Source organism: Dermacoccus sp. BD5, assembly GCF_044878485.1.
GTDB classification, from domain to species: domain Bacteria; phylum Actinomycetota; class Actinomycetes; order Actinomycetales; family Dermatophilaceae; genus Dermacoccus; species Dermacoccus nishinomiyaensis.
This window is the reverse complement of record NZ_JANJER010000002.1, coordinates 29546-51645: the sequence shown is the minus strand read 5'-3', so window position 1 is coordinate 51645 and position 22100 is coordinate 29546. Positions and strand designations below refer to the sequence as shown.

22 protein-coding genes and 2 tRNA genes are annotated in these 22100 nt (G+C 70.6%); 18 read left to right on the top strand and 6 right to left on the bottom strand.

The annotated features are described in order from the left end of the window. Positions 1-132: 132 nt before the first annotated feature. From NQ706_RS01870 to NQ706_RS01860, 3 genes are all read left to right on the top strand, one after another. Positions 133-2982, top strand: a complete 2850-nt coding sequence (locus tag NQ706_RS01870; protein ID WP_081873690.1) for a DEAD/DEAH box helicase — start codon at positions 133-135, stop codon at positions 2980-2982. A 102-nt stretch (positions 2983-3084) separates the two neighbouring features. After that, positions 3085-3648, top strand: coding sequence for a YqgE/AlgH family protein (locus NQ706_RS01865; protein ID WP_038568882.1), 564 nt, complete (start codon positions 3085-3087; stop codon positions 3646-3648). Positions 3649-3717: 69 nt separating this feature from the next. Next, a complete protein-coding gene (locus NQ706_RS01860; RefSeq protein ID WP_050786634.1) occupies positions 3718-4053 on the top strand; it encodes a DUF3039 domain-containing protein in 336 nt (111 codons plus the stop codon). A 12-nt stretch (positions 4054-4065) separates the two neighbouring features. Here NQ706_RS01860 and NQ706_RS01855 read toward each other — a convergent pair whose 3' ends face one another. Then, positions 4066-4431, bottom strand: coding sequence for a hypothetical protein (locus NQ706_RS01855; protein WP_038568880.1), 366 nt, complete (start codon positions 4429-4431; stop codon positions 4066-4068). A 168-nt stretch (positions 4432-4599) separates the two neighbouring features. Between NQ706_RS01855 and NQ706_RS01850 the strand changes: the two genes are divergently transcribed. From NQ706_RS01850 to NQ706_RS01835, 4 genes are all read left to right on the top strand, one after another. Continuing rightward, complete coding sequence (locus tag NQ706_RS01850) at positions 4600-5271, top strand: hypothetical protein (protein WP_235181934.1); 672 nt, start codon at positions 4600-4602, stop codon at positions 5269-5271. Continuing rightward, complete coding sequence (locus tag NQ706_RS01845; RefSeq protein WP_235182047.1) at positions 5172-5804, top strand: hypothetical protein; 633 nt, start codon at positions 5172-5174, stop codon at positions 5802-5804. Before NQ706_RS01850 ends, NQ706_RS01845 begins: the two co-directional genes overlap by 100 nt. Positions 5805-5863: 59 nt before the next feature. Then, positions 5864-7636, top strand: a complete 1773-nt coding sequence (locus tag NQ706_RS01840; RefSeq protein WP_038568879.1) for a DEAD/DEAH box helicase — start codon at positions 5864-5866, stop codon at positions 7634-7636. 142 nt (positions 7637-7778) lie between these two features. Further along, the gene (locus tag NQ706_RS01835) at positions 7779-8621 is read left to right on the top strand and encodes an RDD family protein (protein WP_038568878.1); all 843 of its coding nucleotides are present in this window, start codon (positions 7779-7781) and stop codon (positions 8619-8621) included. A gap of 94 nt (positions 8622-8715) precedes the next feature. On the opposite strand, the gene NQ706_RS01830 is transcribed toward NQ706_RS01835, so the two are convergent. Both NQ706_RS01830 and NQ706_RS01825 read right to left on the bottom strand, forming a co-directional pair. Next, on the bottom strand, positions 8716-9321 hold the full coding sequence (locus NQ706_RS01830) for an isochorismatase family protein (RefSeq protein WP_038568877.1): 606 nt from the start codon (positions 9319-9321) through the stop codon (positions 8716-8718). Continuing rightward, the gene (locus NQ706_RS01825) at positions 9318-10649 is read right to left on the bottom strand and encodes a nicotinate phosphoribosyltransferase (protein ID WP_038568876.1); all 1332 of its coding nucleotides are present in this window, start codon (positions 10647-10649) and stop codon (positions 9318-9320) included. The genes NQ706_RS01830 and NQ706_RS01825 overlap by 4 nt, the downstream gene beginning before the upstream one ends. A gap of 15 nt (positions 10650-10664) precedes the next feature. On the opposite strand from NQ706_RS01825, the gene clpS reads away from it, so the two are divergent. The 5 genes from clpS to NQ706_RS01800 all read left to right on the top strand — a co-directional run bounded on the left by clpS (position 10665) and on the right by NQ706_RS01800 (position 13677). Continuing rightward, positions 10665-10985 (top strand): ATP-dependent Clp protease adapter ClpS, encoded by a 321-nt coding sequence (gene clpS, locus NQ706_RS01820; RefSeq protein WP_404360265.1) that lies wholly within the window; start codon positions 10665-10667, stop codon positions 10983-10985. Then, positions 10985-11626, top strand: coding sequence for a DUF2017 domain-containing protein (locus NQ706_RS01815; RefSeq protein ID WP_038568874.1), 642 nt, complete (start codon positions 10985-10987; stop codon positions 11624-11626). The genes clpS and NQ706_RS01815 overlap by 1 nt, the downstream gene beginning before the upstream one ends. A 35-nt stretch (positions 11627-11661) precedes the next feature. Next, positions 11662-13224, top strand: a complete 1563-nt coding sequence (gltX, locus tag NQ706_RS01810) for a glutamate--tRNA ligase (RefSeq protein WP_038568872.1) — start codon at positions 11662-11664, stop codon at positions 13222-13224. A gap of 182 nt (positions 13225-13406) precedes the next feature. Then, a tRNA-Gln gene (locus NQ706_RS01805) sits at positions 13407-13478 on the top strand. Positions 13479-13604: 126 nt separating this feature from the next. Beyond that, a tRNA-Glu gene (locus NQ706_RS01800) sits at positions 13605-13677 on the top strand. Positions 13678-13911: 234 nt separating this feature from the next. Here the strand turns inward: NQ706_RS01800 and NQ706_RS01795 are convergent. Continuing rightward, complete coding sequence (locus tag NQ706_RS01795) at positions 13912-14664, bottom strand: IclR family transcriptional regulator (RefSeq protein WP_038568870.1); 753 nt, start codon at positions 14662-14664, stop codon at positions 13912-13914. Positions 14665-14783: 119 nt separating this feature from the next. Between NQ706_RS01795 and leuC the strand changes: the two genes are divergently transcribed. From leuC to NQ706_RS01780, 3 genes are all read left to right on the top strand, one after another. Further along, positions 14784-16175, top strand: coding sequence for a 3-isopropylmalate dehydratase large subunit (gene leuC, locus NQ706_RS01790; RefSeq protein WP_038568868.1), 1392 nt, complete (start codon positions 14784-14786; stop codon positions 16173-16175). A gap of 25 nt (positions 16176-16200) precedes the next feature. Then, positions 16201-16794, top strand: a complete 594-nt coding sequence (leuD, locus tag NQ706_RS01785; RefSeq protein WP_038568866.1) for a 3-isopropylmalate dehydratase small subunit — start codon at positions 16201-16203, stop codon at positions 16792-16794. Between the two features lie 293 nt (positions 16795-17087). Continuing rightward, positions 17088-17414 (top strand): HU family DNA-binding protein, encoded by a 327-nt coding sequence (locus NQ706_RS01780; protein WP_038568864.1) that lies wholly within the window; start codon positions 17088-17090, stop codon positions 17412-17414. A 21-nt stretch (positions 17415-17435) separates the two neighbouring features. On the opposite strand, the gene NQ706_RS01775 is transcribed toward NQ706_RS01780, so the two are convergent. Next, on the bottom strand, positions 17436-17660 hold the full coding sequence (locus tag NQ706_RS01775) for a hypothetical protein (protein WP_038568862.1): 225 nt from the start codon (positions 17658-17660) through the stop codon (positions 17436-17438). A gap of 171 nt (positions 17661-17831) precedes the next feature. Between NQ706_RS01775 and NQ706_RS01770 the strand changes: the two genes are divergently transcribed. Together NQ706_RS01770 and NQ706_RS01765 are read left to right on the top strand one after the other, a co-directional pair. Beyond that, positions 17832-18602: a 1-acyl-sn-glycerol-3-phosphate acyltransferase gene (locus tag NQ706_RS01770; protein WP_038568861.1), complete on the top strand. Its 771-nt coding sequence runs from the start codon at positions 17832-17834 to the stop codon at positions 18600-18602. A gap of 91 nt (positions 18603-18693) precedes the next feature. Then, a complete protein-coding gene (locus tag NQ706_RS01765) occupies positions 18694-19695 on the top strand; it encodes an NAD(P)H-dependent glycerol-3-phosphate dehydrogenase (protein WP_038568860.1) in 1002 nt (333 codons plus the stop codon). A 72-nt stretch (positions 19696-19767) separates the two neighbouring features. Here NQ706_RS01765 and NQ706_RS01760 read toward each other — a convergent pair whose 3' ends face one another. Then, positions 19768-20880, bottom strand: coding sequence for a PLP-dependent aspartate aminotransferase family protein (locus tag NQ706_RS01760; protein WP_038568859.1), 1113 nt, complete (start codon positions 20878-20880; stop codon positions 19768-19770). An 81-nt stretch (positions 20881-20961) separates the two neighbouring features. Between NQ706_RS01760 and NQ706_RS01755 the strand changes: the two genes are divergently transcribed. Beyond that, the gene (locus NQ706_RS01755; protein WP_038568858.1) at positions 20962-22083 is read left to right on the top strand and encodes a D-alanine--D-alanine ligase family protein; all 1122 of its coding nucleotides are present in this window, start codon (positions 20962-20964) and stop codon (positions 22081-22083) included. The last annotated feature ends 17 nt before the right edge of the window (positions 22084-22100 follow it).

Below are 22100 nucleotides of genomic sequence, written 5' to 3'. Positions count from 1 at the left end.
CGCCGTCATGTGAGCGCCGAGATCCCACGCAACAGCGCCGATCCACCCAGTACGCAATCCTTCCAGCCCACGTGCTCCACGGGCTCTCTGGCGTGCTCGCCTTCGGTGCTCTCGACCGAGAGGTTCACACCCATGTCTTCGACGAACAACAACAACGGCAAGAAGCCGCGCTGGTCGCACGCCGACAAGGCCGGCGCCAAGCGCGGCCAGGACCGCTCCGGCGGCCGCGACTTCGGAGGACGCCGCGACGGCGGCGCGGGCGGACGCGACGAGCGACGCGGCGGTTTCAGCCGTGACAACGACCGTCGTGAGGGCGGTTTCCGTGGCGGTGACGAGCGTCGTGGCGGCTTCCAGGCCCGTGACGACCGCCGTGACGGTGGTTTCCGCGGCCGCGATGAGCGACGCGGTGGCTTCAACCGTGACAACGACCGTCGTGAGGGCGGTTTCCGTGGCGGTGATGACCGTCGTGGTGGTTTCAACCGCGGTAGCGACGAGCGCCGTGGCGGCTTCCAGGGCCGTGATGATCGCCGTGGTGGTTTCAGCCGTGACAACGACCGCCGTGAGGGCGGTTTCCGCGGCGGTGATGACCGTCGTGGTGGTTTCAACCGCGACAACGACCGACGTGAGGGCGGCTTCCGCGGCGACGACCGCCGTGGCGGTTTCAACCGCGGTGGCGACGACCGTCGTGGTGGTTTCGGGGGCCGCGACGACCGTCGCGAGGGTGGCTTCCAGCGTCGCGATGACCGCGGTGGTTTCAACCGTGGCGGCGACGACCGTCGCGAGGGCGGCTTCCAGCGTCGCGATGACCGCGGTGGTTTCAACCGTGATGACCGTCGTGGTGGCTACCAGGGCCGTGACGACCGGCGCGGTGGTTTCAACCGTGACAACGACCGTCGCGAGGGTGGCTTCCAGCGTCGAGACGACCGCGGCGGTTTCAACCGTGGCGACCGCCGTGACGGCGGCTTCCAGCGCCGCGACGAGCGCCGTGAGGGCGGTTTCGACCGCGAGAAGCGCTTCGGGCGCCCCGACCGCTCGTTCGACGACGCCCCCGTGCGTGACGAGTCCCGCGTCGAGGACGCGCAGGTCGAGAACGTGACGGCGGCGAACGCCGACGTCGCGGCGACCACCGTCGAGGCCGACGCGGCCACGAGCGAGAACATCCAGCGCGAGAACGTCGACGTCGTCGGCGAACAGAACCCCGACGGGCGCGTCCACGTCGAGGGTGACGTCCGCGTCGACGACGCTCCCACCGCCGACGCCACGGACGCCGAGCGCGACGGTGCTGACGCCGCCGACTCCGACACGACCAACTCTGTCGCCGACAACACCGACGCGGAGAACACCGACCCCGCCGACGCCACGAACGCCACCGCGGGCACGGCCGACGGCGAGCACGCGGGCTTCGACGAGAGCGAGTCGGACGAGATCGACGAGAGCGTCATCATGACGTTCACCGAGCTCGGGCTGCCCGAGGCGCTCGTCGAGCGCATGGCGCGTGACGGCATCACGAAGCCGTTCCCGATCCAGGCTGCGACGATTCCCGACGCGATGGCCGGCAAGGACGTCCTCGGCCGCGGTCGCACGGGTTCGGGCAAGACGCTCGGCTTCGGTCTGCCGATGCTGGCGCGTCTCGCCGAGGGCGGCAAGGCTCGCGCGCACCAGCCGCGCGCCATCGTCCTCGTGCCGACGCGTGAACTCGCGATGCAGGTGAGCGATGCGCTGCAGCCGCTCGTCCACGTCGTCGGTCTCAAGCACAAGCTCGTCGCCGGTGGTATGCCGTACGAGCCGCAGCTGTCCGCGCTGGAGCGCGGCGTCGACGTCCTCATCGCCACGCCGGGTCGCCTGTCCGACCTCATCGAGCGTGGCGCGGCCGACCTGAGCCGTGTCGAGATCGCCGTGCTCGACGAGGCCGACCACATGGCCGAGATGGGCTTCCTCGAGGCCATCACCGAGATCCTCGACCTCGTGCCCGAAGGCGGCCAGCGCCTGCTGTTCTCCGCGACGCTCGACCGTGGCATCGACACCGTCGTCGACAAGTACCTCGTCGACCCGGTGACGCACTCGACGGACGACGGCACCGCCACCGTCACGACGATGGAGCACCACGCGCTGCTCATCGAGCCGCGCGACAAGAAGGTCGTGACGGCCGAGGTCGCGAACCGTGAGGGACGCACCGTGGTGTTCGTCCGCACCAAGATGGGCGCCGACCGTGTCGCCGCAGAGCTGCGCGAGCAGGGCGTCATGGCTGCCGCGCTGCACGGTGGCCTCAACCAGGGTCAGCGCAACCGTGTCCTGTCGGCGTTCAAGGACGGGCGTGTGCCCGTGCTCGTCGCGACGGACGTCGCGGCGCGCGGCATCCACGTCGACGAGGTCGGCGTCGTGCTCCAGGTCGACCCGCCGGCCGACCACAAGGACTACCTGCACCGCGCCGGCCGCACGGCGCGCGCGGGGGAGAAGGGCACCGTCATCACCCTGGCGCTGCCGCACCAGCGTCGCTCGATGCAGCGCCTACTCGACTCCGCCGGCGTCGACGTGAGCCTCGTGCGCACGCGCCCCGGTGACGAGGCGATCGTCGCCGCGGGCGGTTCGACGCCCGAGGGCCGTTCGATCTCCGAGGACGACCTGCGTCGCACCCTCGCGCCGCGCAACGACCGTGGTGGTCGCGGCGGCCGCGGCTACGAGCGCGGTGGCCGAGGTGGTTACGACCGCGGTGGTCGTGACGGCGGGCGCGGCGGTTACGGCCGTGGCGGCGGCTTCGACCGCGGTGGTCGTGGACGTTTCAACGACCGCGACGACCGTGGCCAGGGCCGCGGACGCGGCGGCGACGACCGCGGCTTCGGTGGCGGGCGCGGTTACCGCGACGACATCGACGGTGGTTTCGAGCGCGAGAACCGTCGTCAGAGCTTCGGTGGTCGCGGCGGCCAGGGGGGTCGTGGTGGTTACGGCGGCGACCGTGGTGGCTACCGCGGCAACCGCGACTGACGCCGACTGAATCTGCGCTGATGTTGCCCGGTGATCCGGGGCCCCGTGCCCCGATCACCGGGCAACATCGCGTTCGGGGCGGGCGTGTTCCACAATGGACGGGTGACCTCGTTGACCGGCCGACTGCTCGTCGCGGTGCCTCGTGCCCACGACCGCGATGAGGGTGACATCTTCACCCGTAGCGTCGTGTTCGTCCTCCACCACGGTGACGACGGCGCCCAGGGTGTCGTGCTCACCGAACCGCTCGAGGCCGGTGTCGACTCGGTCCTTCCGGGGTGGCAGTCCGCGTGCTCGGCGCCCGATCGTCTCTTCCAGGGCGGGCCCGTCGGCCTCGACACGGCGGTCGCGCTCGCGGGCGTGCCGGGGCGCGGTGACGTCGTGGGCGCCACGCGACTGTTCGGTTCGCTCGCCGTCGTCGACCTCGACGCGCCGCCGGAGATCGTCGCCCCGCAGCTGTCGGGGCTGCGCGTGTTCGCCGGCAACTGCGGCTGGCAGCCGGGCCAACTCGACGTCGAACTCGCTGACGGGTGGTGGGTGCGCGCCGAACCCGAGATCGCCGACCTGTTCGACGCCGACCCCGAGACGCTGTGGGCGCGCGTCCTCGCACGCCAACCCATGCCGACGTGCCTCCTGGCGTCGTTTCCCGACGACCCGACGCTCAACTGACCCTGCCGCCTGACGCCTCGGCTCGCTGCCCCCTGGCCCGCCGCGGGCGGCGCGCCTACACTGGCGCCCATGAACCCGGTTGTGTGGAACTCTTCGATCGACGACCCGTCATCGCCCCTCGGCGCGCCCGACGGCCCGGGCGGCCTCGGAGGTCCGGGCACGTCGACGGCGGTGCTGGAGCGAGAGCAGGTCGACCACCAGCTCTCCGAGCCCGGCGATCACGAGCGCTTCGCGCACTACGTGCGTAAGGAGAAGATCATGGAGTCGGCGCTGTCGGGCGAGCCCGTCACCGCGCTGTGCGGCAAGGTGTGGGTACCGGGCCGCGACCCGGAGAAGTTTCCGGTGTGCCCGACGTGCAAGGAGATCTACCAGGGCCTGCGTCCGCCGCAGGACGGCGGGGAGTGACGCCGACGGGCGTCAGCTCGCCTTCGCGACAGGCTGCCTGACGTCGCCCGTGACCGGGGCCGCACCGACGGCGCCCGTGACGACCGGTCCCGCGGCGGTGGACGCCGTCGCCGAGCCGCCGTCCACCCCCGTCAGGTGCTCACGCACCTCGACTGCGGGCGCGTGCGATTCGGCCATGCGGATGAGCACCGTGCGGACGGCCTCGACGCTGACGCCGGCCGCCTCGGCAATGGCGCTCTTAGTCACCTTCGCCTGATCGGCGGCGGCGACCGCTCGCCGGTACTCCGCTTCGGCGGCGAGACGCGCCTCGCGCGCCGCAGTGACGGCGCTGAGCTTCTCGCGTTGAGCATCGGTGAGTTGGGCTCTCGTGCGAACCATGACTCTCGTCCTTTCCCTGCGAGCCCCGGCCAGGGGTGAGCGGCCTCGATGGACCGAGCGGCGACGCGCCGCTGGGGCCATCGAGTGCTCGATGTCCATGACTGACTCCACCCTAGGCGCGCGGGCACCCCGCATGGTGGGTTGAGCGCTACCCAACTCCAGGGTGTGGTGCTCACCCCACCCTCCGCCGTCGCCTGGCGCGCCTCCGACACCCTTCGACGCGCCGTCGCGACCCAGCCCGTCTCGTCAGCTGGGAGCCTGTTGGGTGAAACGACGAAGCGGCGACGAGTGGGCTCCGGCGGTGGCAGCCTGCCCCCATCGCGCTCGTGCTGTGCGCGGGGGCTCGGTTCGGTGGCGCGGGAGTTCCTCGCCTCGCGCGGCGGCACGACGCGCAGCCTGCGCGTCGGCTTCGCCGCCATCGTCGTCGCGCTGCCGCACATCGACCTCGCGCACGGCGTCGGCGCACTGGCGTCGGCGATGGCTGCGTATGGCCTGGGCCTCGGCCTGGTCGACGCCGGGTGCAACATGCGGGCCGTCGCCATCGAGCACCGTTACGGGCGCCCGCTCATGTCGACGTTCCACGCGGCTTGGACGCGCGGCGGCGTCCTCGGCACGCTCATCGCGCTCGCGACGCATCGCTGGGGCTTCGCCCTCGCCGCCGCGGTGCTCATGATCCTGACCGCCGCCGCGACGCTCGCGCCGTACGTCCCGCACGTGCGGCCGGAACCGGCGCCCATCACATCCGGGGCCGACGCCCCCGCCGCGCGCAGCCTGCCCTGGCGCGCATCCTCACCCTCGGCCTCGCGCTCGTCGTGTTCTACATCGTCGACACGGCCGTGACGACGTGGGCGCCTACCTACCCGCACCACAGCTTCGACTCACCGGCCTCGCTCGTCGCCGTCGCCGTCGCCGTCGCCGTCGCCACCCTGCCGTACCTCGTGTGCTCGCTGCTCAGCCGCAGCTGCGGCGACTGGCTGACGGCGCGGCTCGGCCCCGCGGCGCTCGTTGCGGCGGTGGGCGTCATCGGGTGCGCGGGCCTGGCACTCGCCGTCTTCGCGAACGGCGCGGCGCTCGCGCTCGTCGGAATGGGCGTCGCTGACCTCGGTCTCGCCGTCGTCGCGCCGCTGTCGTACTCGGTGGCCGTGCGCCTCGCCCGAGACGCACACCCGGAGGCGGACGCGGCGTCCGCGCAGGCCGGCAGCGACGCGGTCATCGCGCGCTTCAACCAGTTCAACTACGTCGGCGCCCTGCTCGGAGCCGTGCTGACGGGGACGGACGTGCTCGGCGACACGTCCCTGCGCTACGGATTCGCCGTCCCGATGGTGCTGGTCCTCGGCCTCGTGGGGCTGTCGCGCGCGTTCCGGCCGGCCTGACGGTCGGTGGCGGCGGCCACGTCGGGGAGTTCGTTCGGCGCCGGTAGACTGCTCGATCTATGAGTACCTCGGCTGCAGAGCACCTCTCACCCGCCTTCCCGGAGCGCGCCGCGTGGGGTACCGCGGGCAAGCTGCGCGCCTGGCAGGCCGGTGCGCTGGAGCGGTACCTGAACACCGATCCGCGCGATTTCCTCGCCGTCGCAACCCCCGGCGCCGGTAAGACGACGTTCGCGCTGCGCCTCGCGACGGAGCTGCTGGGGCGCGGCATCGTCAAGAAGGTGACGATCGTCGCGCCGACCGAGCACCTCAAGACGCAGTGGGCCGACGCGGCCGCGCGCGTCGGCATCCAGATCGACCCGAGGTTCACGAACCGCCAGGTCGATGAGGCGTCCGACTACGACGGGGTCGCCCTCACCTACCAGGGCGTCGCGAGCAACCCCGAGGTGCACCGCATCCGCACCGAGCGCACGCCGACGCTCGTCATCCTCGACGAGGTGCACCACGGCGGCGACAACAAGAGCTGGGGCGAGGCACTGCGCACTGCATTCGACGGCGCCGCGCGACGCGTCTGCCTCACCGGTACCCCCTTCCGCAGCGACACGAGCCCCATCCCGTTCGTGCGCTACGAGGTCGACGACGCCGGCATCCGCCGCTCCGCGAGCGACTATGCGTACGGCTACGCCGAGGCGCTCGCCGACGGCGTCGTCCGGCCCGTGCTGTTCATGGCCTACGGCGGCAACATGCGATGGCGCACCCGGGCCGGCGACGAGATCGCGGCGCGTCTCGGCACACCGATGACGAAGGACGCCATTGCAGGCGCCTGGCGCACCGCGCTCGACCCGAACGGCGCGTGGATCCCGTCCGTGCTTCAGGCCGCCGACAAGCGTCTGTCGGAGGTGCGACGTCACGTGCCCGACGCGGGCGGCCTCGTCATCGCCTCGAACCAGACGGCCGCGCGCGCCTACGCGCGCACGCTCGAGGCGATCACTGGCACCAAACCGACCGTCGTGCTCTCCGACGACGCCGGCGCGAGCTCCCGGATCGAGGACTTCGCCAAGAGCAGCGAGCGGTGGATGGTCGCCGTCCGCATGGTCTCCGAAGGTGTCGACGTGCCGCGTCTTTGCGTCGGCGTCTACGCGACCTCGACGTCGACGCCGCTGTTCTTCGCCCAGGCCGTCGGACGCTTCGTGCGCGCCCGCAAGCGCGGCGAGACGGCGTCGGTGTTCCTGCCGACGGTGCCGATCATCCTCGAGCACGCCTCGCGTCTCGAGGAGCAGCGCGACCACGCCCTCGACCGTCCGCAGCGCGCGGGGGAGAACCCCGAGGACAACATGTGGTCCGAGGAGGAGGGGCTGCTCGCCGAGGCCAATCGTGAGGAGAAGGCCTCCGGGATGCTCGCCGACGACGGCACCTTCGAGGCGCTCGAGTCGCAGGCCGAGTTCGACCACGTCCTGTTCGACGCGCAGCAGTGGGGCATGGGCGGTGACGTCGGCAGCGAGGACGAGCAGGAATACCTGGGCTTGCCCGGTCTGCTCGAGCCCGATCAGATGGCGAGCCTGCTGCGTGAACGCCAGGCCAAGCAGGCCAAGGCCGGGCGCACGCGACGCACCGACGACGACGAACCCGTCGCCGCGCACCGTGCCCTCGCCAAGCAGCGCAAGGAGCTCAACGGCCTCGTCGCGCAGTACGCGCGCAAGAGCGGCCAGCCGCATGCCGTCATCCACAACGATCTGCGTCAGCAGTGCGGTGGGCCGACGCTCGACAAGGCCTCCTCCGAGCAGGTCGGCGAACGCATCGAGTTGATCCGTCGCTGGTTCGTCGGTCGGCGCTGAGCCTGCGAGGCCCTCAGCCCGCGGGGCCCTCAGCCTGCGGGTGTCATGTGGGATGCAGTGCGGTACGAGGCACTGCCTGCCTGGCTCATCCGCACGGCTCATCGCCCCCGGCGCGTCATGCCGGGGCGGATAGGGTAGACGCATGACTGAGCAGCCGCACGCGCCCGTTTCGTCGGGCTGGTACGACGACCCCCGTGACGCCACCCAGCTGAGGTACTGGGACGGCATCCTGTGGACCGAGCGCACCATGCCGAAGCTGCGCCCGGGCCTCGACCACGTCGGGGAGGCTCGCCCGGTCCAGCACGTCGACGCACGGCCGCGCCGTGACGGCGAGCCGCGCACCTATCCGGCTCACTGGGGCCCCGAGGGCAGCGGGGAGCAGCAGCATCGCTTCGGTGTCCCGCAGCCGCGGGCTCATGATCAGCGCCCGACGGCGTTCGGAACGAGCGCGGGGGAGCCGTCGGGGGTGTGGCGCCGCTTCTTCGCCTACTTCCTCGACCGCATCATCTTCGGGGTGCCCGTCACCCTCGCGATGCTGCCATTCCTGCACTCGTGGATCGACGAGTTCCGCGACTTCATCGACGAGGCGAGCACCGCCGCGAGCAACGGTGGGCAGATGCCGGCCTTCCCCGACGACCTGACGTCACCGCCGCTCGCGTTGGCGCTCGCGCTGTTCGTGGCGGGATTCGTCTACGACACCCTGATGACGTCACTGCGTGGTGCGACACTCGGCAAGTCGGCGCTCGGCATTCGCGTGGCGCCCATCGAGGAGGGCGACCCCCGCTCGCCGCAGAAGTTGCCGATGGCACGCAGCGCCGTGCGCGCTCTCATCAAGTACGTGCCGGATCTGATGTCGCTCGTCGCCGTGCTCGCCGGCATCGCGGGCCTGCTGCAGATCGCGATCCTGCTGTGGGCGCTGAGCAACCGCCTCCGTCAGGGCCTCGACGACCTCGCGGCCCGCAGCGTCGTGCGCCGCACCCGCTGACCCCGCCCCACCTGCGATTTTCGTCCACCTTGGCGAATCCCGTCCACATCGGCGATTCTCGTCCATCTTCGGGCCCGGCACGTGGGCCGCGTTCTCAGCCGACGACGGGTTGACCGACGAGCTCGACGCCCGCGTCGCGCATGGTCGTGAGCGCCGCGTCGGTGCTGTCGGCTGCGACGCCGGCCGTCATGCCGAGCAGCACGCGCGTGGCAAAGCCTTCGCGGACGGCGTCGAGCGCGGTCGCGCGGACGCAGTGGTCGGTCGCGATGCCGACGACGTCGACGCTGCCGACGCCCCCGTCACGCAACCAGGAGGCGAGCGACTCATCGCCACCGGCGAGCGCTCCCTCGAATCCTGAGTAGGCCGCGGCGTACCTGCCCTTGCGGAAGATCGCGTCGAGCCGATCGACGACGGTCGCGAATCCGTCGTGGAACGCCGCGCCGTCGGACTCGGCGCGGCAGTGCACGGGCCAGGAGTCGCTGAAGTCGGGGGTCTCGCTCCAGTGCTCGCCGGGGTCGACGTGCCAGTCCTGCGTCGCGACGACGACGTCGTAATCGGCGAGCGCGACGTAGTCGGCGATCGCCGCGGCGACCTGGGCGCCCCCGGCCACGGCGAGCGAACCGCCCTCGCAGAAGTCGTTCTGCACGTCGACGACGACCAGTGCCCGGCGCGTGCCAGCATCAGCGCTCGGCGCGCTCATCGCTGCGTCACCCCGCCCATGCCGGGACCCTCGTACCGGGTCGGGATGACGGGCTCACCGCGCGACATCTGACGCGCCTTTGCGGGCAATTCCGCGCGGGAACGCTCGTACACCGCGCGGGCGCTCGCGGCGTCCGTCGGCGCGACGACCTCGCCGTTCCTGACGAGCGGGACGAGCAGCGCACGGTCGTCGCCGTCGTCGACCGGCTGCTCGCCGATGCCGATGATCTCGGCCTCGGCCACTCCCTGTGCGTTTCGGCGACGCAGCGCCCACTTGCGTCCGCCGACGGAGATCTTGTCCTTGCTCTTCTTCGCGACGTCGATCATCTGGCCGTCGTCGCCCGCGTGCTGGACGAGCTTGTAGACCATGCCGGCCGTCGGCGCGCCGGAGCCGGTGACGAGGGAGGTGCCGACGCCGTACGCGTCGACCGGCCCGGCTGCGAGGGCGGCGATGGCGTACTCGTCGAGGTCGCTCGTCACGACGATCTTCGTGCCCGTGGCACCGAGTGAGTCGAGCTGCTCGCGCACCTCGCGGGCCTGCACGAGCAGGTCGCCGGAATCCAGACGCACCCCACCGAGTTCGGGGCCCGCGACCTCGACGGCGATCTTGACGGCGTTCTTCACGTCGTAGGTGTCGACGAGCAGCGTCGTGTCCTTGCCGAGCGAGTCGACCTGCGCGGTGAACGCGGCGCGCTCGTCGTCGTGCAGCAGCGTGAACGCGTGCGCCGACGTGCCCGTCGTCGGCACGTCGTAGCGACGTCCCGCCTCGAGGTTGGAGGAGGCCGCGAACCCCGTGATGTACGCGGCGCGCGCGGCTGCGACCGCTGCCTCCTCGTGCGTGCGACGCGAGCCCATCTCGATGCACGGACGGCCGTCGGCGGCGAGCACCATGCGCGACGCGGCGGCGGCGACGGCTGAGTCGTGGTTGAGGATCGACAGGATCAACGTCTCGAGGATGACGCCCTCGGCGAACGTCGACTCGACGACGACGAGCGGCGAGCCCGGGAAGTAGCACTCACCCTCGGCGTAGCCGTGGATGTCACCGGAGAAGCGGTAGTCGGCGAGCCACTCGAGCGTCGGCTCATCGACGACGGCGCGTCGACGCAGGTCGTCGATCTCGGCCTCGGTGAACCGGAACTCTTTCAACGCCTCGAGAAAACGACCCGTGCCCGCGACGACGCCGAAGCGGCGGCCGTCGGGCAGGCGGCGGGCGAAGACCTCGAAGACGCTCCTGCGGTGGGCCGCACCGGAGCGCAGCGCCGCCTGGAGCATCGTGAGCTCGTAGTGGTCGGTGAGCAGGGCCGTCGAGGCCGAGATGGTGGAAGTCACGTATCGAACTCTAAGGTGGTTGACGTGTCGATCGCGCCTCCAGGCATCGATTTCGAGCAACTGGCCAAGCAGCTCGCCGACCCCGACCCTCAGGACGTGGGGGAGAGGGCGTGGGTGACGCTCGTGTGGAACGACCCCGTCAACCTCATGAGCTACGTCAGCTTCGTGTTCCAGGACTACTTCGGCTACTCCCGCGAGGAGGCCGAGCGGCTCATGATGCAGGTGCACACCGAGGGCCGCGCCGTCGTCAGCAAGGGCAGTCGTGAGAAGGCCGAGGCCGACACGATCGCCATGCACGGCTACAGCCTGTGGGCGACCTACGAGCAGGAGGGCTGATGGCCGAGGCATTCCGGCGTGACCCGTCCGATGAGCGACGCATCGTCGGGCGTCTCGACGACGTCGAACGCGCCGTCGTCGTCGATCTCATGCATCAGACGAGCGTCCTGCTCTCCGACGGTAGTGACGACGCACCCGACGCGCCGCGCGTCACCGACGAGGACGAGCTGTTCGCGGCGCTCGGACGTTCGATGAGAGCCCGGGAGGCTCCACGCGACCCGGCGCTTCGTCGGCTGCTGCCCGACGGTGTCAAGGACGATGACGGCGCGGCCGCCGAGTTCCGCCGCCTCACCGAGGCCTCCTTGCGCGATCGCAAGCTGCGTAACCTCGCTACGGCGATGACGGCGTTCGAGCGCGCGGGTGCGAACGTCGACCTCGCGCGGACGATGAGCGTCGGCGAACCCCGCGACGTCGTCCTCGACGAGGCCGAGGCGCGCGCGACGATGATGGCGCTGACGGACGTGCGGCTCGTGCTCGCCGAGCGCCTCGGCGTGCGCACCGATGCCGATGCCGACGCACTCGTCGAACAGGTCGAGCGCGGGCAGGTGCCGAGCGACGAGGAACAGCTCATGGCCGCCTACTACGACTTCCTCACCTGGCTCGCCGAATCGGTGACGCTCGCCGTGATGCGCGAGGCCTGAGGCGCAGCGCAGCGGCCGTCTACGATGGAGACATCATGAGCGACTCGACTGCCACCTCAGCCCCCACCCCCTCGACGCCCGGCGAGACGAGCCCCGGCGCCGTCCGTCTGCGCGTCGCGCCGTCGCCGACGGGTGACCCGCACGTCGGCACCGCCTACATGGCGATGTTCGACCTTGCGTTCGCGCGTCAGCAGGGCGGAAAGTTCGTCCTGCGCATCGAGGACACCGACCGGGCGCGCTTCCAGGCCGATTCCGAGCAGCAGATCTTCGACACGCTGCACTGGCTCGACCTGAACTGGGACGAGGGCCCCGACGTCGGCGGCCCGTACGCGCCGTACCGTCAGAGTGAGCGGCTCGACACGTACAAGCCGTACGTCGACAAGCTCATCGACGAGGGCAAGGCCTACTACTGCTACTGCACGAGCGAGCGGCTCGCCGAGATGCGCGAGCTCCAGCAGAAGCAGAAGCTGCCGACCGGCTACGACCGTATGTGCTACGGCAAGTCGCGTGAGGAGCGCGCCGCCGAGCCCGGCTTCAGCGAGAACCCCGTCGTGCGCATGTTCATCCCCGACGACGCGCCGCTCGTGTTCGACGACCTCATCCGAGGCGAGGTCAAGGCGCCCCGCCCGGACGATCAGGTCATCATGAAGGCCGACGGTTTCCCGACGTACCACCTCGCCGTCGTCGTCGACGACCACGAGATGGGCATCACGCACGTCGTGCGCGGTGAGGAGTGGATCAGCTCGACGCCGAAGCACATCCTGCTCTACCAGGGCCTCGGCCTCGAGCCGCCGAAGTTCGCCCACATGCCGCTGCTGCGCGATGAGAAGAAGGCGAAGATCTCCAAGCGCAAGAGCCCGTGGGCGCGCCTCACGTGGTTCAAGGAGCAGGGTTACCTGCCGGAGGCGCTGCTCAACTTCCTCGCGCTGCTCGGCTACCCGCCGATCATCGAGGCGGACGGCACCGAGCGCGAGGTTTTCACCTTCGAGGAGTTCAGCGAAAACTTCGAGTGGAGCAAGGTCAACACCGTCGGCCCGATCTTCAACCTCGACAAGCTGAACTGGCTCAACGGTCACTACATCCGCGAGCTCGAGCCTCGCGACTTCGCCGCGCGTATCCTGCCGTTCCTCGTCGCGGACGGCGTGCTGCCGGAGCAGCCGTCGCTGCCGCAGCTGGGTCGCCTCAACCTCGTCGCCGAACTGATCCAGACGCGCATCAACCTGCTGTCGGAGGCGACGCCGCTCGTCGCACCGTTCTTCACCGACGACGCCGAGCTGCCCATCGCGGACGACGCCCGCGCGCAGCTCAAGGAGACCGCCGCGCAGGTGCTAGACGCCGCCATCGCGGCCCTCGAGCCCATCTCGGGTTCGCTCGGCAAGCCTGACGGCACGGGTATCGAGTGGGTGCACGAGCGCATCGAGGCCGCGTTGCGCGAGGCCGTCGTCGACGGCCTGGGCATCAAGCCGAAGTTCGCCTTCGGCCCGCTGCGCACCGCCGTGTCCGGTCAGCGCATCTCACCGCCGCTGTTCGAGTCGATGGAGATCCTCGGCAAGCACTCGACGATGGAACGCTTGAAGAACCTGCGCGCGAGCTTGTGATCGACCGGGGCGCGCCTGTCGGCCGGCCCTGACGGATGCGTCAGGGCCGGCGCGGCAGGGCCGGCGCGGCAGGGCGCCGGTCGATTTGTCGTCCCGGGAAACCTCCGGTAAAGTTGTCACTCGGTTCGGGGAACGAACGGAAGGCCTCACGAGGCGTGCTGTTCGATCACTGCAATCCCCATTGGGGTATGGTGTAATTGGCAACACGGATGATTCTGGTTCATTTGTTCTAGGTTCGAGTCCTGGTACCCCAGCGCAGATCGCTTGTGCAGAAGGTGACGCCCGCGTCACGCGCTCACAGAGTGATTTCGGGAAAACGATGGCATGAGTTAGAGTTTTCTTCGCTGCTGAACGGCCGAAAGGTTGACGAAGCAGGCCATGGCCCCGTTGTGTAGTGGCCTAGCACGCCGCCCTCTCAAGGCGGTAGCGCGGGTTCGAATCCCGTCGGGGCTACATCGAGACAAGAAATCCTCACCGCAAAAAATGCGGTGGGGATTTCTTGTTTGCCTTCTCTTTTTGTCGCCGTCTCGGCTCGGACCGGCCTTTTTCGGGTCCTGACCATTCGTGCGCTCGAATGCGCGATCCAGGAATCGCCACCGGACGGCCGCAGGTCACGTGCACCTGCCCAAGCGCGACGATGCCCTGCCGCCCCGTCAGGGGCGGCAGGGCATCGTCGCCAGAGATGGATCAGCGCGTCGTGGGTGGTGCGACGCTCTTCTGCTGCGCGGCGGCGCGCGCGAGCACCTCCGTCAGCTTGTTGGCGCCGGCGACGACCGTTGCGGCGTGCAGCCGCCCGGGCTGACGGGAGACGCGCTCGACGGGGCCGGAGATCGACACGGCGGCGATGACGCGGCCGCTGGGCGAGCGCACCGGCGCGGAGACGGACGCGACGCCCTGCTCGCGCTCGCTCACCGACTGAGCCCATCCGCGGCGGCGCACGCCGGACAGCATCGTCGCGGTGAACTTGGAGCCCTGCAGGCCACGGTGCAGACGGTCGGGCTCCTCCCAGGCGAGCAGCACCTGGGCCGCGGAGCCGGCCTGCATCGACAGCGTCGCGCCGACGGGGATGGAATCGCGCAGACCCATCGGGCGATCGGCGGCCGCCACGCAGATGCGCTGGTCGCCCTGGCGGCGGAAGAGCTGGGCGCTCTCGTTCGTGTGGTCGCGCAGCGCGCCGAGGACGGGCCCGGCGGCGGCGAGCAGGCGGTCCTCACCGGCGGCGGAGGCGAGTTCGACGAGTCGGGGGCCGAGGACGAAGCGTCCCTGCATGTCACGGGCCACGAGGCGGTGATGCTCCAGCGCGACCGCGAGGCGGTGGGCGGTCGGGCGAGCGAGGCCGGTGGCTGCGACGAGCTGGGCGAGGGTGGAGGGCCCTGCCTCGAGGGCGGAGAGCACGACTGCAGCCTTGTCGAGGACTCCGACGCCACTTGAATTGTCCATGTACTGATATTGCAGTCTCATGAACCGAGACGCAAGTCCGGTCCGCCGGTAAAAGGGTAACGCTTGTCGCAGAACGGTGTCTCGTGGGTCGGACGACCCGTCGATCGAAGGAGGATGACGTGGGTTCCACGTTGGCCGAGAAGGTGTGGCAGCAGCACGTCGTGCGAAGCGCGGAGGGCGAGCCCGACCTGCTCTACATCGACCTTCACCTGCTCCACGAGGTCACGAGCCCGCAGGCGTTCGACGGGCTGCGGCTCGCGGGGCGCACCGTGCGTCGCACCGACCTCACGCTCGCCACCGAGGACCACAACGTCCCGACGACGCCGGGCCCGATCACCGACCTCGTCAGCCGCACCCAGGTCGAGACGCTGCGCCGCAACTGCGAGGAGTTCGGCATCCGCCTGTTCCCGATGGGCGACGCCGAGCAGGGCATCGTCCACATCATCGGCCCGCAGCTGGGCCTCACCCAGCCCGGCGCGACGATCGTCTGCGGCGACAGCCACACCTCGACGCACGGTGCGTTCGGCGCGCTCGCGTTCGGCATCGGCACGAGCGAGGTCGAGCACGTCCTCGCGACGCAGACGCTGCCGCTCAAGCCGTTCAAGACGATGGCGATCACCCTGGAGGGCGACCTGCCGGACGGCGTCAGCGCGAAGGACATCATCCTCGCCGTCATCGCCGAGATCGGCACCGGCGGCGGCCAGGGCTACGTCCTCGAGTACCGCGGCAAGGCGATCGAAGCGCTGTCGATGGAAGCGCGCATGACGATCTGCAACATGTCGATCGAGGCGGGCGCCCGCGCCGGCATGGTGGCGCCCGACCAGACGACGTTCGACTACCTGGAAGGCCGCCCCCATGCGCCGCAGGGCGCCGAGTGGGATGACGCGGTCGAGGCGTGGAAGCAGCTGCGCACCGACGACGACGCGGTGTTCGACGCCGAGGTCGTCATCGACGCGGCGAAGCTCGCGCCGTTCGTCACCTGGGGCACCAACCCGGGCCAGGGCCTGCCGCTGACGGCGGCCGTGCCCGACCCCGAGCAGATGGGCGACGACTCGGAGAAGGACGCCGCCGCGAGCGCCATCGAGTACATGGGGCTGAGCGTCGGTCAGCCGCTCAAGGAGATCGCGATCGACACCGTCTTCCTCGGTTCCTGCACCAATGGGCGTCTCGAGGATCTGCGCGCCGCGGCGGACGTGCTGCGCGGGCGCAAGGTCGCCGACAGCGTGCGCATGCTCGTCGTGCCCGGTTCGGCGAAGGTGCGTCTCGACGCCGAGGCGGAGGGGCTCGACGCCGTCTTCACCGACGCCGGCGCCGAGTGGCGCCTGCCCGGCTGCTCGATGTGCCTCGGCATGAACCCCGATCAGCTCGAGCCGGGGGAGCGCAGCGCGTCGACCTCGAACCGCAACTTCGAAGGGCGCCAGGGCAAGGGCGGACGCACGCACCTCGTCAGCCCACAGGTCGCCGCCGCGACCGCCGTCACAGGCACGCTTGCCTCGCCCGCCGATCTGTGACCCGCTGAGCCGTCAGGAGACATCGATGGACAAGTTCACCACCCACACCGGCGTCGGGGTGCCGCTGCGCCGCAGCAACGTCGACACCGACCAGATCATTCCAGCCGTCTACCTCAAGCGCGTCACCCGCACGGGCTTCGAGGACGGGCTGTTCTCCGCATGGCGCAAGGACCCGTCGTTCGTGCTCAACACCGAGGCCTACCGCGACGGTTCGGTCCTGGTCGCAGGCCCCGACTTCGGGACGGGCTCCTCGCGCGAGCATGCCGTCTGGGCACTCATGGACTACGGCTTCCGCGTCGTCATCAGCTCGCGCTTCGCCGACATCTTCCGCGGCAACTCGGGCAAGGCCGGCCTGCTCACAGCGCAGGTCGAGCAGGGCGACGTCGAACTGCTGTGGAAGTACCTCGACAACGAACCGGGCGCGCAGATCACGGTCGACCTGGGCTCGCGCACGATCCACGCGGGGGAGCTCGTCGTGCCGTTCGCTGTCGACGACTACATCCGCTGGCGCCTCATGGAGGGCCTCGACGACATCTCGCTGACGCTGCGTCACGAGGACGACATCGAAGCGTTCGAAGACGCTCGTCCGAGTTGGAAGCCGTCGACGCTCGTCCGATAGGTGATATCGCGCTGACCGCCGCGCGGGAGGTCTCGCGCTCGTGGCGCGCGTGTGTGAGGTGCGACGCCCGGGGAGGTGTCTGCGAATCGCTCACGGCCGCAACATGGTCGGGCGGCCGCCATGATGATCTATGACGATCGGCCTACGCGTGTTCGGTGCGTGGGCGCCGCACGGCGGACGACGAAGACTTCACCCAATGGACGGGGATGCAACCACTCTGTACCGTTGGCCCACGTCGAGACGCAGGACGGGATCGAGCCGTGACGGACGGACGAGAAGGGGTAGGACGAAAGATGAACAAGGCAGACCTGGTCGATCGCCTCGAGGTGCGCCTCGGCAGCAAGAAGGCCGCACTGGAGGCCGTGGAGGCCGTCGTCGACGTCATCATCCGAGAGGTCGCTGCCGGCAACAAGGTAGGGATCACCGGATTCGGCACGTTCGAGCGCGTCGACCGCGCCGCCCGCACGGGCCGCAACCCGCGCACCGGCGAAGCGGTGCGCATCGGTGCCACCTCCGTGCCCAAGTTCACCCCTGGTACGAACTTCAAGGCCGTCACGGCCGACCCGTCGAAGCTGCCCCGCTCCGGCAACGCCGGTGGTCGCGCGCGCGTCGAGCGCTGAGACGCACCGCGTCGGGCGGCGTCAGCGGATCTGCTGGCCCGTCCCGATGCCCTCGATCCACAACCGGCGGATTCCGTCTGGCCCGTGATCGACGTTGAGACGCTGCCCCACGCGCAGCGTGCGCAGGCCGCTGCGCGCGAAGGCGTCGGCGTCGAACGGCAGCACCCGGCCGGCGTCGGTGATGAGCTCACCTGTGAACGCCGCCTCGTCGAAGCGGTGGACACTGGCCTGCGTGTGATGGGTCATGGCGGCTCCTTCGGCGGCTCGGACCGGTGACGGCGAGGTGCGCGGGTCTCGTACCCTCTCACAGCGATCCCTCCCATGCTGCCAGATGCCCCGGCCTGATGGATCGCAACGCTGCGACGAATGCCCTGGACATGTCGTGCCACTAGAGTGCGAGACGAACAGGAGGTGCCCATGGCGAAGATCTCGCTCGATGCGGGAGAGCGCAACGCCGTCGTCTCCGTCATCACGAACGCCGTCGCCCCGGCGGTGGCGCCGTGGCTGCGTGAGACGTGGCGAGGCGCCGAGCACGTTCCCGCAACCGGCGGCGCCGTCATCGCCGCGAACCACCTCAGCTACTCCGACCCGTTCGTCATCGGCCGCTTCCTCCTCTACGGCGCGGGTCGCCTGCCGCACTTCCTCGGCAAGGCCGAGGTCTTCGCCGTCCCCGTCCTCGGGCCGCTGCTGCGCCGCGCCGGGCAGATCCCCGTCCACCGCGGCACCGCACGGGCCAAGGACAGCTTCGTCGAAGCCGTCGACGCGGTCGCGGCCGGCCGCCTCGTCTGCCTGCTGCCGGAGGGCACGCTGACACGGGATCGCGCGTTCTGGCCGATGACGGGCAAGTCCGGCGCCGCGCGCATCGCGCTGACGACGGGCGCCCCGCTCGTCACGGTCGCGATGTGGGGGCCCGAACGAATCATCCCGCCGACCAGTCGCGCCCGCCATGTCGTGCCGCACCTGCTGACGCGTCGTCATGACGTCACTGTCGTCGCGGGCGAGCCGGTCGACCTCGACGACCTGCGCGGGCGCGACCTCGACACCGAGGTGCTGACGGAGGCCACCAGGCGCCTCATGGCCGCCATCCTCGAGCTGCTGTGCGAGATCCGCGGCGAGCGACCCGGCGCGCCGCCGCTCGACAACCCGCGCACCGTCTCGCGCCCGACCGACGCGCGAGGCACGCGATGAACGCGCCGACCTGTCCCAGTGGCCCCCGCGCCGACCTGCCTCACAGCGCCGATCTGTCCGGCCGCACCGAACTCCACGAAAGGACGAGACGATGACAAGCGCCGCAATCATGGGGGCCGGAAGCTGGGGCACGGCGTTCGCCGCCGTCATGGCCGACGCAGGCACCGACGTCACGCTGTGGGCGCGCCGTGCGGAGGCTGCTGACGCGATCAACACCGAGCGCCGCAACGTCGCCTACCTGCCCGAGCTGCAGCTCGCCGAGCGCATCAGCGCGACGGCGGACGCCGCGCAGGCGCTCGAGGGCGCCGACCTCGTCGTCCTCGCCGTCCCTTCGCAGTCGCTGCGCGGCAACCTCGAGCAGTGGCGCGACGTGCTGCCGCAGGGCGCGCCGCTCGTGTCGCTCATGAAGGGCATCGAACTCGGCACGCACCTGCGGATGAGCCAGGTCATCGCGGAGGTCGCCGGCGTGCCGCTCGCGCAGGTCGCCGTCGTCTCCGGGCCGAACCTCGCGAAGGAGATCGCGCAGAAGCAGCCGGCCGCCGCCGTCGTTGCAGCGCCGCATCACGGGCTGCGCGCCAAGGTGGCGGAGGCCTGCGCCGCCCCGTACTTCCGCCCCTACACGAACGCGGACGTCGTCGGCACGGAGATCGCGGGCGCGGTGAAGAACGTCATCGCTCTCGCGGTCGGCATGGCCCACGGCCTGGGCCTCGGTGAGAACACGACGGCGACGCTCCTGACGCGCGGTCTCGCAGAGACGGCCCGCCTCGGCGCGGCGCTCGGCGCCGACCCGCAGACGTTCCTCGGTCTCGCCGGTGTGGGCGACATGGCCGCGACGTGCAGTTCGCGCCTGTCGCGCAACCATGCCTTCGGGCTGGCCCTCGGCGAGGGGCAGACGCTCGAAGAGGTGACCGCACAGGCCAGCCAGACGGCCGAGGGCGTCAAGTCGTGCCGCTCCATCGTCGAACTCGCACGCAGCGTCGACGTCGACATGCCGATCTGCGACGGCGTGCACGCCATCCTCTACGAAGGGTGGGGCCCGCAGGAGATGGTGCGCGCCCTCATGTCGCGTTCGCGCAAGAGCGAACGCGTCTGACGGCCGGCCAGGCGCGCCCGTTGTTTCGGGTGTCGGCCGGGGCAGCCTGGGCGGGGCAGTCGCGTGACCGGGTCAGTCGGCTGGCGCGGCGTGCGCCCGGCGCAGGGCGTCGTCGAGGTCCGCCCACAGATCCTCGACGTCCTCGACCCCGACCGACAGGCGCAGCAGGTTCTCCGGAACGCTGGCCGGTTCGAGCGCATGTCGACGGCGGCGCTCCAGCATCGACTCCACGCCACCGAGGCTCGTGGCGGGCAACCACACCTCGACGAGCTGTTCGACGGCGCGTGCGGCGTCTGCGTCACCGCGCAGTTCGAGCGCGATCATCGCGCCCGTTCCCGGGTGGCGCACGCGTGCGACGTCGTCGTGCTCGCGCAATCGCGCAGCGAGCGTCGCCGCGTTCGCGCAGGCGCGCTCCCAGCGCAGGTGCAGCGTCCGCATGCCTCGCAGCGCGAGCCACGTCTCCTGCGGGCCGGGGATGGCGCCGCCCAGCGTGCGTGCTGTGAGCAGCCGCGCGGCGAGGTCGGCGTCGTTCGTCACCGCCGCGCCGAGCAGGACGTCGCTGTGGCCCGCGAGGTACTTCGTCACCGAATGCACGACGACGTCGACGCCGTCGTCGAGGGGACGGCGCCCGAGCGGCGTGTTGAACGTGTTGTCCTCGACGACGAGCGCGCCCGCCGCGTGGGCGCGGCGCGTCACGGCGGCGACGTCGCACGTCTCGAGCATCGGGTTGCTCGGCGACTCGACCCAGACGAGATCGCACCCGGCAGCTAGGGCGGCGTCGAGGGCGCCGTCGTCGGCGAGGTCGACGCGCGTGAGGTGTGCGCGGCCGGCCTCGTGCCAGGTGTCGAGGACGGCCGAGGTGCCGTTGTAGAAGTGTCGCGGCGCGATGACACGGCCGCCGTGCGGCAGGAGTGACAGCGCGGCCGAGATGGCGCCCATGCCGCTGGCGAAGGCGAGTGCGGTCGTCGAAGCGTCACCTTCGAGGGAGGCAAGGGTCGTCTCGAACGCGCTCCACGTCGGGTTGCCGACCCGCGCGTAGTTGAGGTCGGCGCCGGCCACGTAGGTCGAGGTGAGCGCGAGCTCCGGGCTGACGCTCGCGCCCGGCGCGCGGGCAGGGCGTCCACCGCCGACGAGGCGCGTCGCAGCAGCGAGGGGGCGGGCGGGACGATCGGCGTGCGCAACCATGCGAACACCCTGGCACGGCGGCGCCACCGCGCGCCGTGGCGTCCGGCGACTGACCGCGCGCGGGCGCTATTGTTGGCCGCGATGAGCACTTCGCAGCCCCGCACCCGCGTCGCCGTCGTCTTCGGTGGGCGCTCCTCCGAGCACGCCATCTCGTGCGCCACCGCCGCCGGCGTTCTCGCCGCGATCGACCGTGAGCGCTACGACGTCGTGCCGATCGGCATCAGCAAGGCCGGCCAGTGGGTGCTCATGCCCGACGACCCGTCGGCGCTCGCGATCCAGGGCAAGAAGCTGCCGGAGGTGACGAACGACGCCGGCCGTGAGGTCGTCATCGCGCCGTCGCCCGACCAGCACGACATCCTCGTGCTCGACGCGGGGCAGACCCCGCAGGCGCTGACGTCCGTCGACGTCGTCCTGCCGCTGCTGCACGGGCCGTTCGGTGAGGACGGCACCCTGCAGGGCCTGCTCGAACTCGCCGACCTGCGCTACGTCGGCTCGGGCGTCACGGCGTCGGCCGTCATGATGGACAAGCACATGATGAAGATCGTGTTCGAGGCCGCCGGGCTGCCCGTCGGCCCCTACGTCGTCATCACCGACAAGCAGTGGCGCCGCGACAAGGACGCCGCGATGGCGAGCGTCGCACCGCTGCGCTACCCCGTCTTCGTCAAACCGGCACGCGCGGGTTCGTCGGTCGGCATCTCGAAGGTCGATTCGCGCGACCAGCTCGAGGCCGCCATCGAACTGGCGCGCGAGAGCGACCCGAAGGTTGTCATCGAGGCCGGCATCGTGGGCCGCGAGGTCGAATGCGGTGTGCTCGAAGGCCACGGCAGCGACCTGCCGCGCGCGTCCGAACTCGGTGAGATCGAGGAGATCGGCGAGCACGCCTTCTACGACTTCGAGGCCAAGTATCTCAACGACGACGGGCTGCGCCTCGCGTGCCCCGCCGATGTCAGCGCCGAGGACACCGCGCGTATCAAGGAGCTGTCGATCAAGGCGTTCGACGCCGCCGGCTGCGAGGGCCTCGCGCGCGTCGACTGGTTCTACACCGCCGACGGCACGCTCTTCCTCAACGAGATCAACACCCTGCCCGGCTTCACGCCCGTGTCGATGTTCCCGGCCGTGTGGCGCGAGAGCGGCCTCGACTACACCGACCTCATCACCGACCTGATCGAGTTGGCGCGCGAGCGCAAGACCGGTCTGCGCTGACGGCAGCTCCGCGTCCG

Bases quoted from the DNA above. Each gene is read 5' to 3' on its own strand.
- NQ706_RS01870 (WP_081873690.1), top strand. From the start codon at position 133: ATGTCTTCGACGAACAACAACAACGGCAAGAAGCCGCGCTGGTCGCAC.
- NQ706_RS01860 (WP_050786634.1), top strand. From the start codon at position 3,718: ATGAACCCGGTTGTGTGGAACTCTTCGATCGACGACCCGTCATCGCCC.
- NQ706_RS01855 (WP_038568880.1), bottom strand. From the start codon at position 4,431: ATGGTTCGCACGAGAGCCCAACTCACCGATGCTCAACGCGAGAAGCTC.
- NQ706_RS01840 (WP_038568879.1), top strand. From the start codon at position 5,864: ATGAGTACCTCGGCTGCAGAGCACCTCTCACCCGCCTTCCCGGAGCGC.
- NQ706_RS01835 (WP_038568878.1), top strand. From the start codon at position 7,779: ATGACTGAGCAGCCGCACGCGCCCGTTTCGTCGGGCTGGTACGACGAC.
- NQ706_RS01830 (WP_038568877.1), bottom strand. From the start codon at position 9,321: ATGAGCGCGCCGAGCGCTGATGCTGGCACGCGCCGGGCACTGGTCGTC.
- NQ706_RS01815 (WP_038568874.1), top strand. From the start codon at position 10,985: ATGGCCGAGGCATTCCGGCGTGACCCGTCCGATGAGCGACGCATCGTC.
- gltX (WP_038568872.1), top strand. From the start codon at position 11,662: ATGAGCGACTCGACTGCCACCTCAGCCCCCACCCCCTCGACGCCCGGC.
- NQ706_RS01795 (WP_038568870.1), bottom strand. From the start codon at position 14,664: ATGGACAATTCAAGTGGCGTCGGAGTCCTCGACAAGGCTGCAGTCGTG.
- leuD (WP_038568866.1), top strand. From the start codon at position 16,201: ATGGACAAGTTCACCACCCACACCGGCGTCGGGGTGCCGCTGCGCCGC.
- NQ706_RS01780 (WP_038568864.1), top strand. From the start codon at position 17,088: ATGAACAAGGCAGACCTGGTCGATCGCCTCGAGGTGCGCCTCGGCAGC.
- NQ706_RS01775 (WP_038568862.1), bottom strand. From the start codon at position 17,660: ATGACCCATCACACGCAGGCCAGTGTCCACCGCTTCGACGAGGCGGCG.
- NQ706_RS01770 (WP_038568861.1), top strand. From the start codon at position 17,832: ATGGCGAAGATCTCGCTCGATGCGGGAGAGCGCAACGCCGTCGTCTCC.
- NQ706_RS01765 (WP_038568860.1), top strand. From the start codon at position 18,694: ATGACAAGCGCCGCAATCATGGGGGCCGGAAGCTGGGGCACGGCGTTC.
- NQ706_RS01760 (WP_038568859.1), bottom strand. From the start codon at position 20,880: ATGGTTGCGCACGCCGATCGTCCCGCCCGCCCCCTCGCTGCTGCGACG.
- NQ706_RS01755 (WP_038568858.1), top strand. From the start codon at position 20,962: ATGAGCACTTCGCAGCCCCGCACCCGCGTCGCCGTCGTCTTCGGTGGG.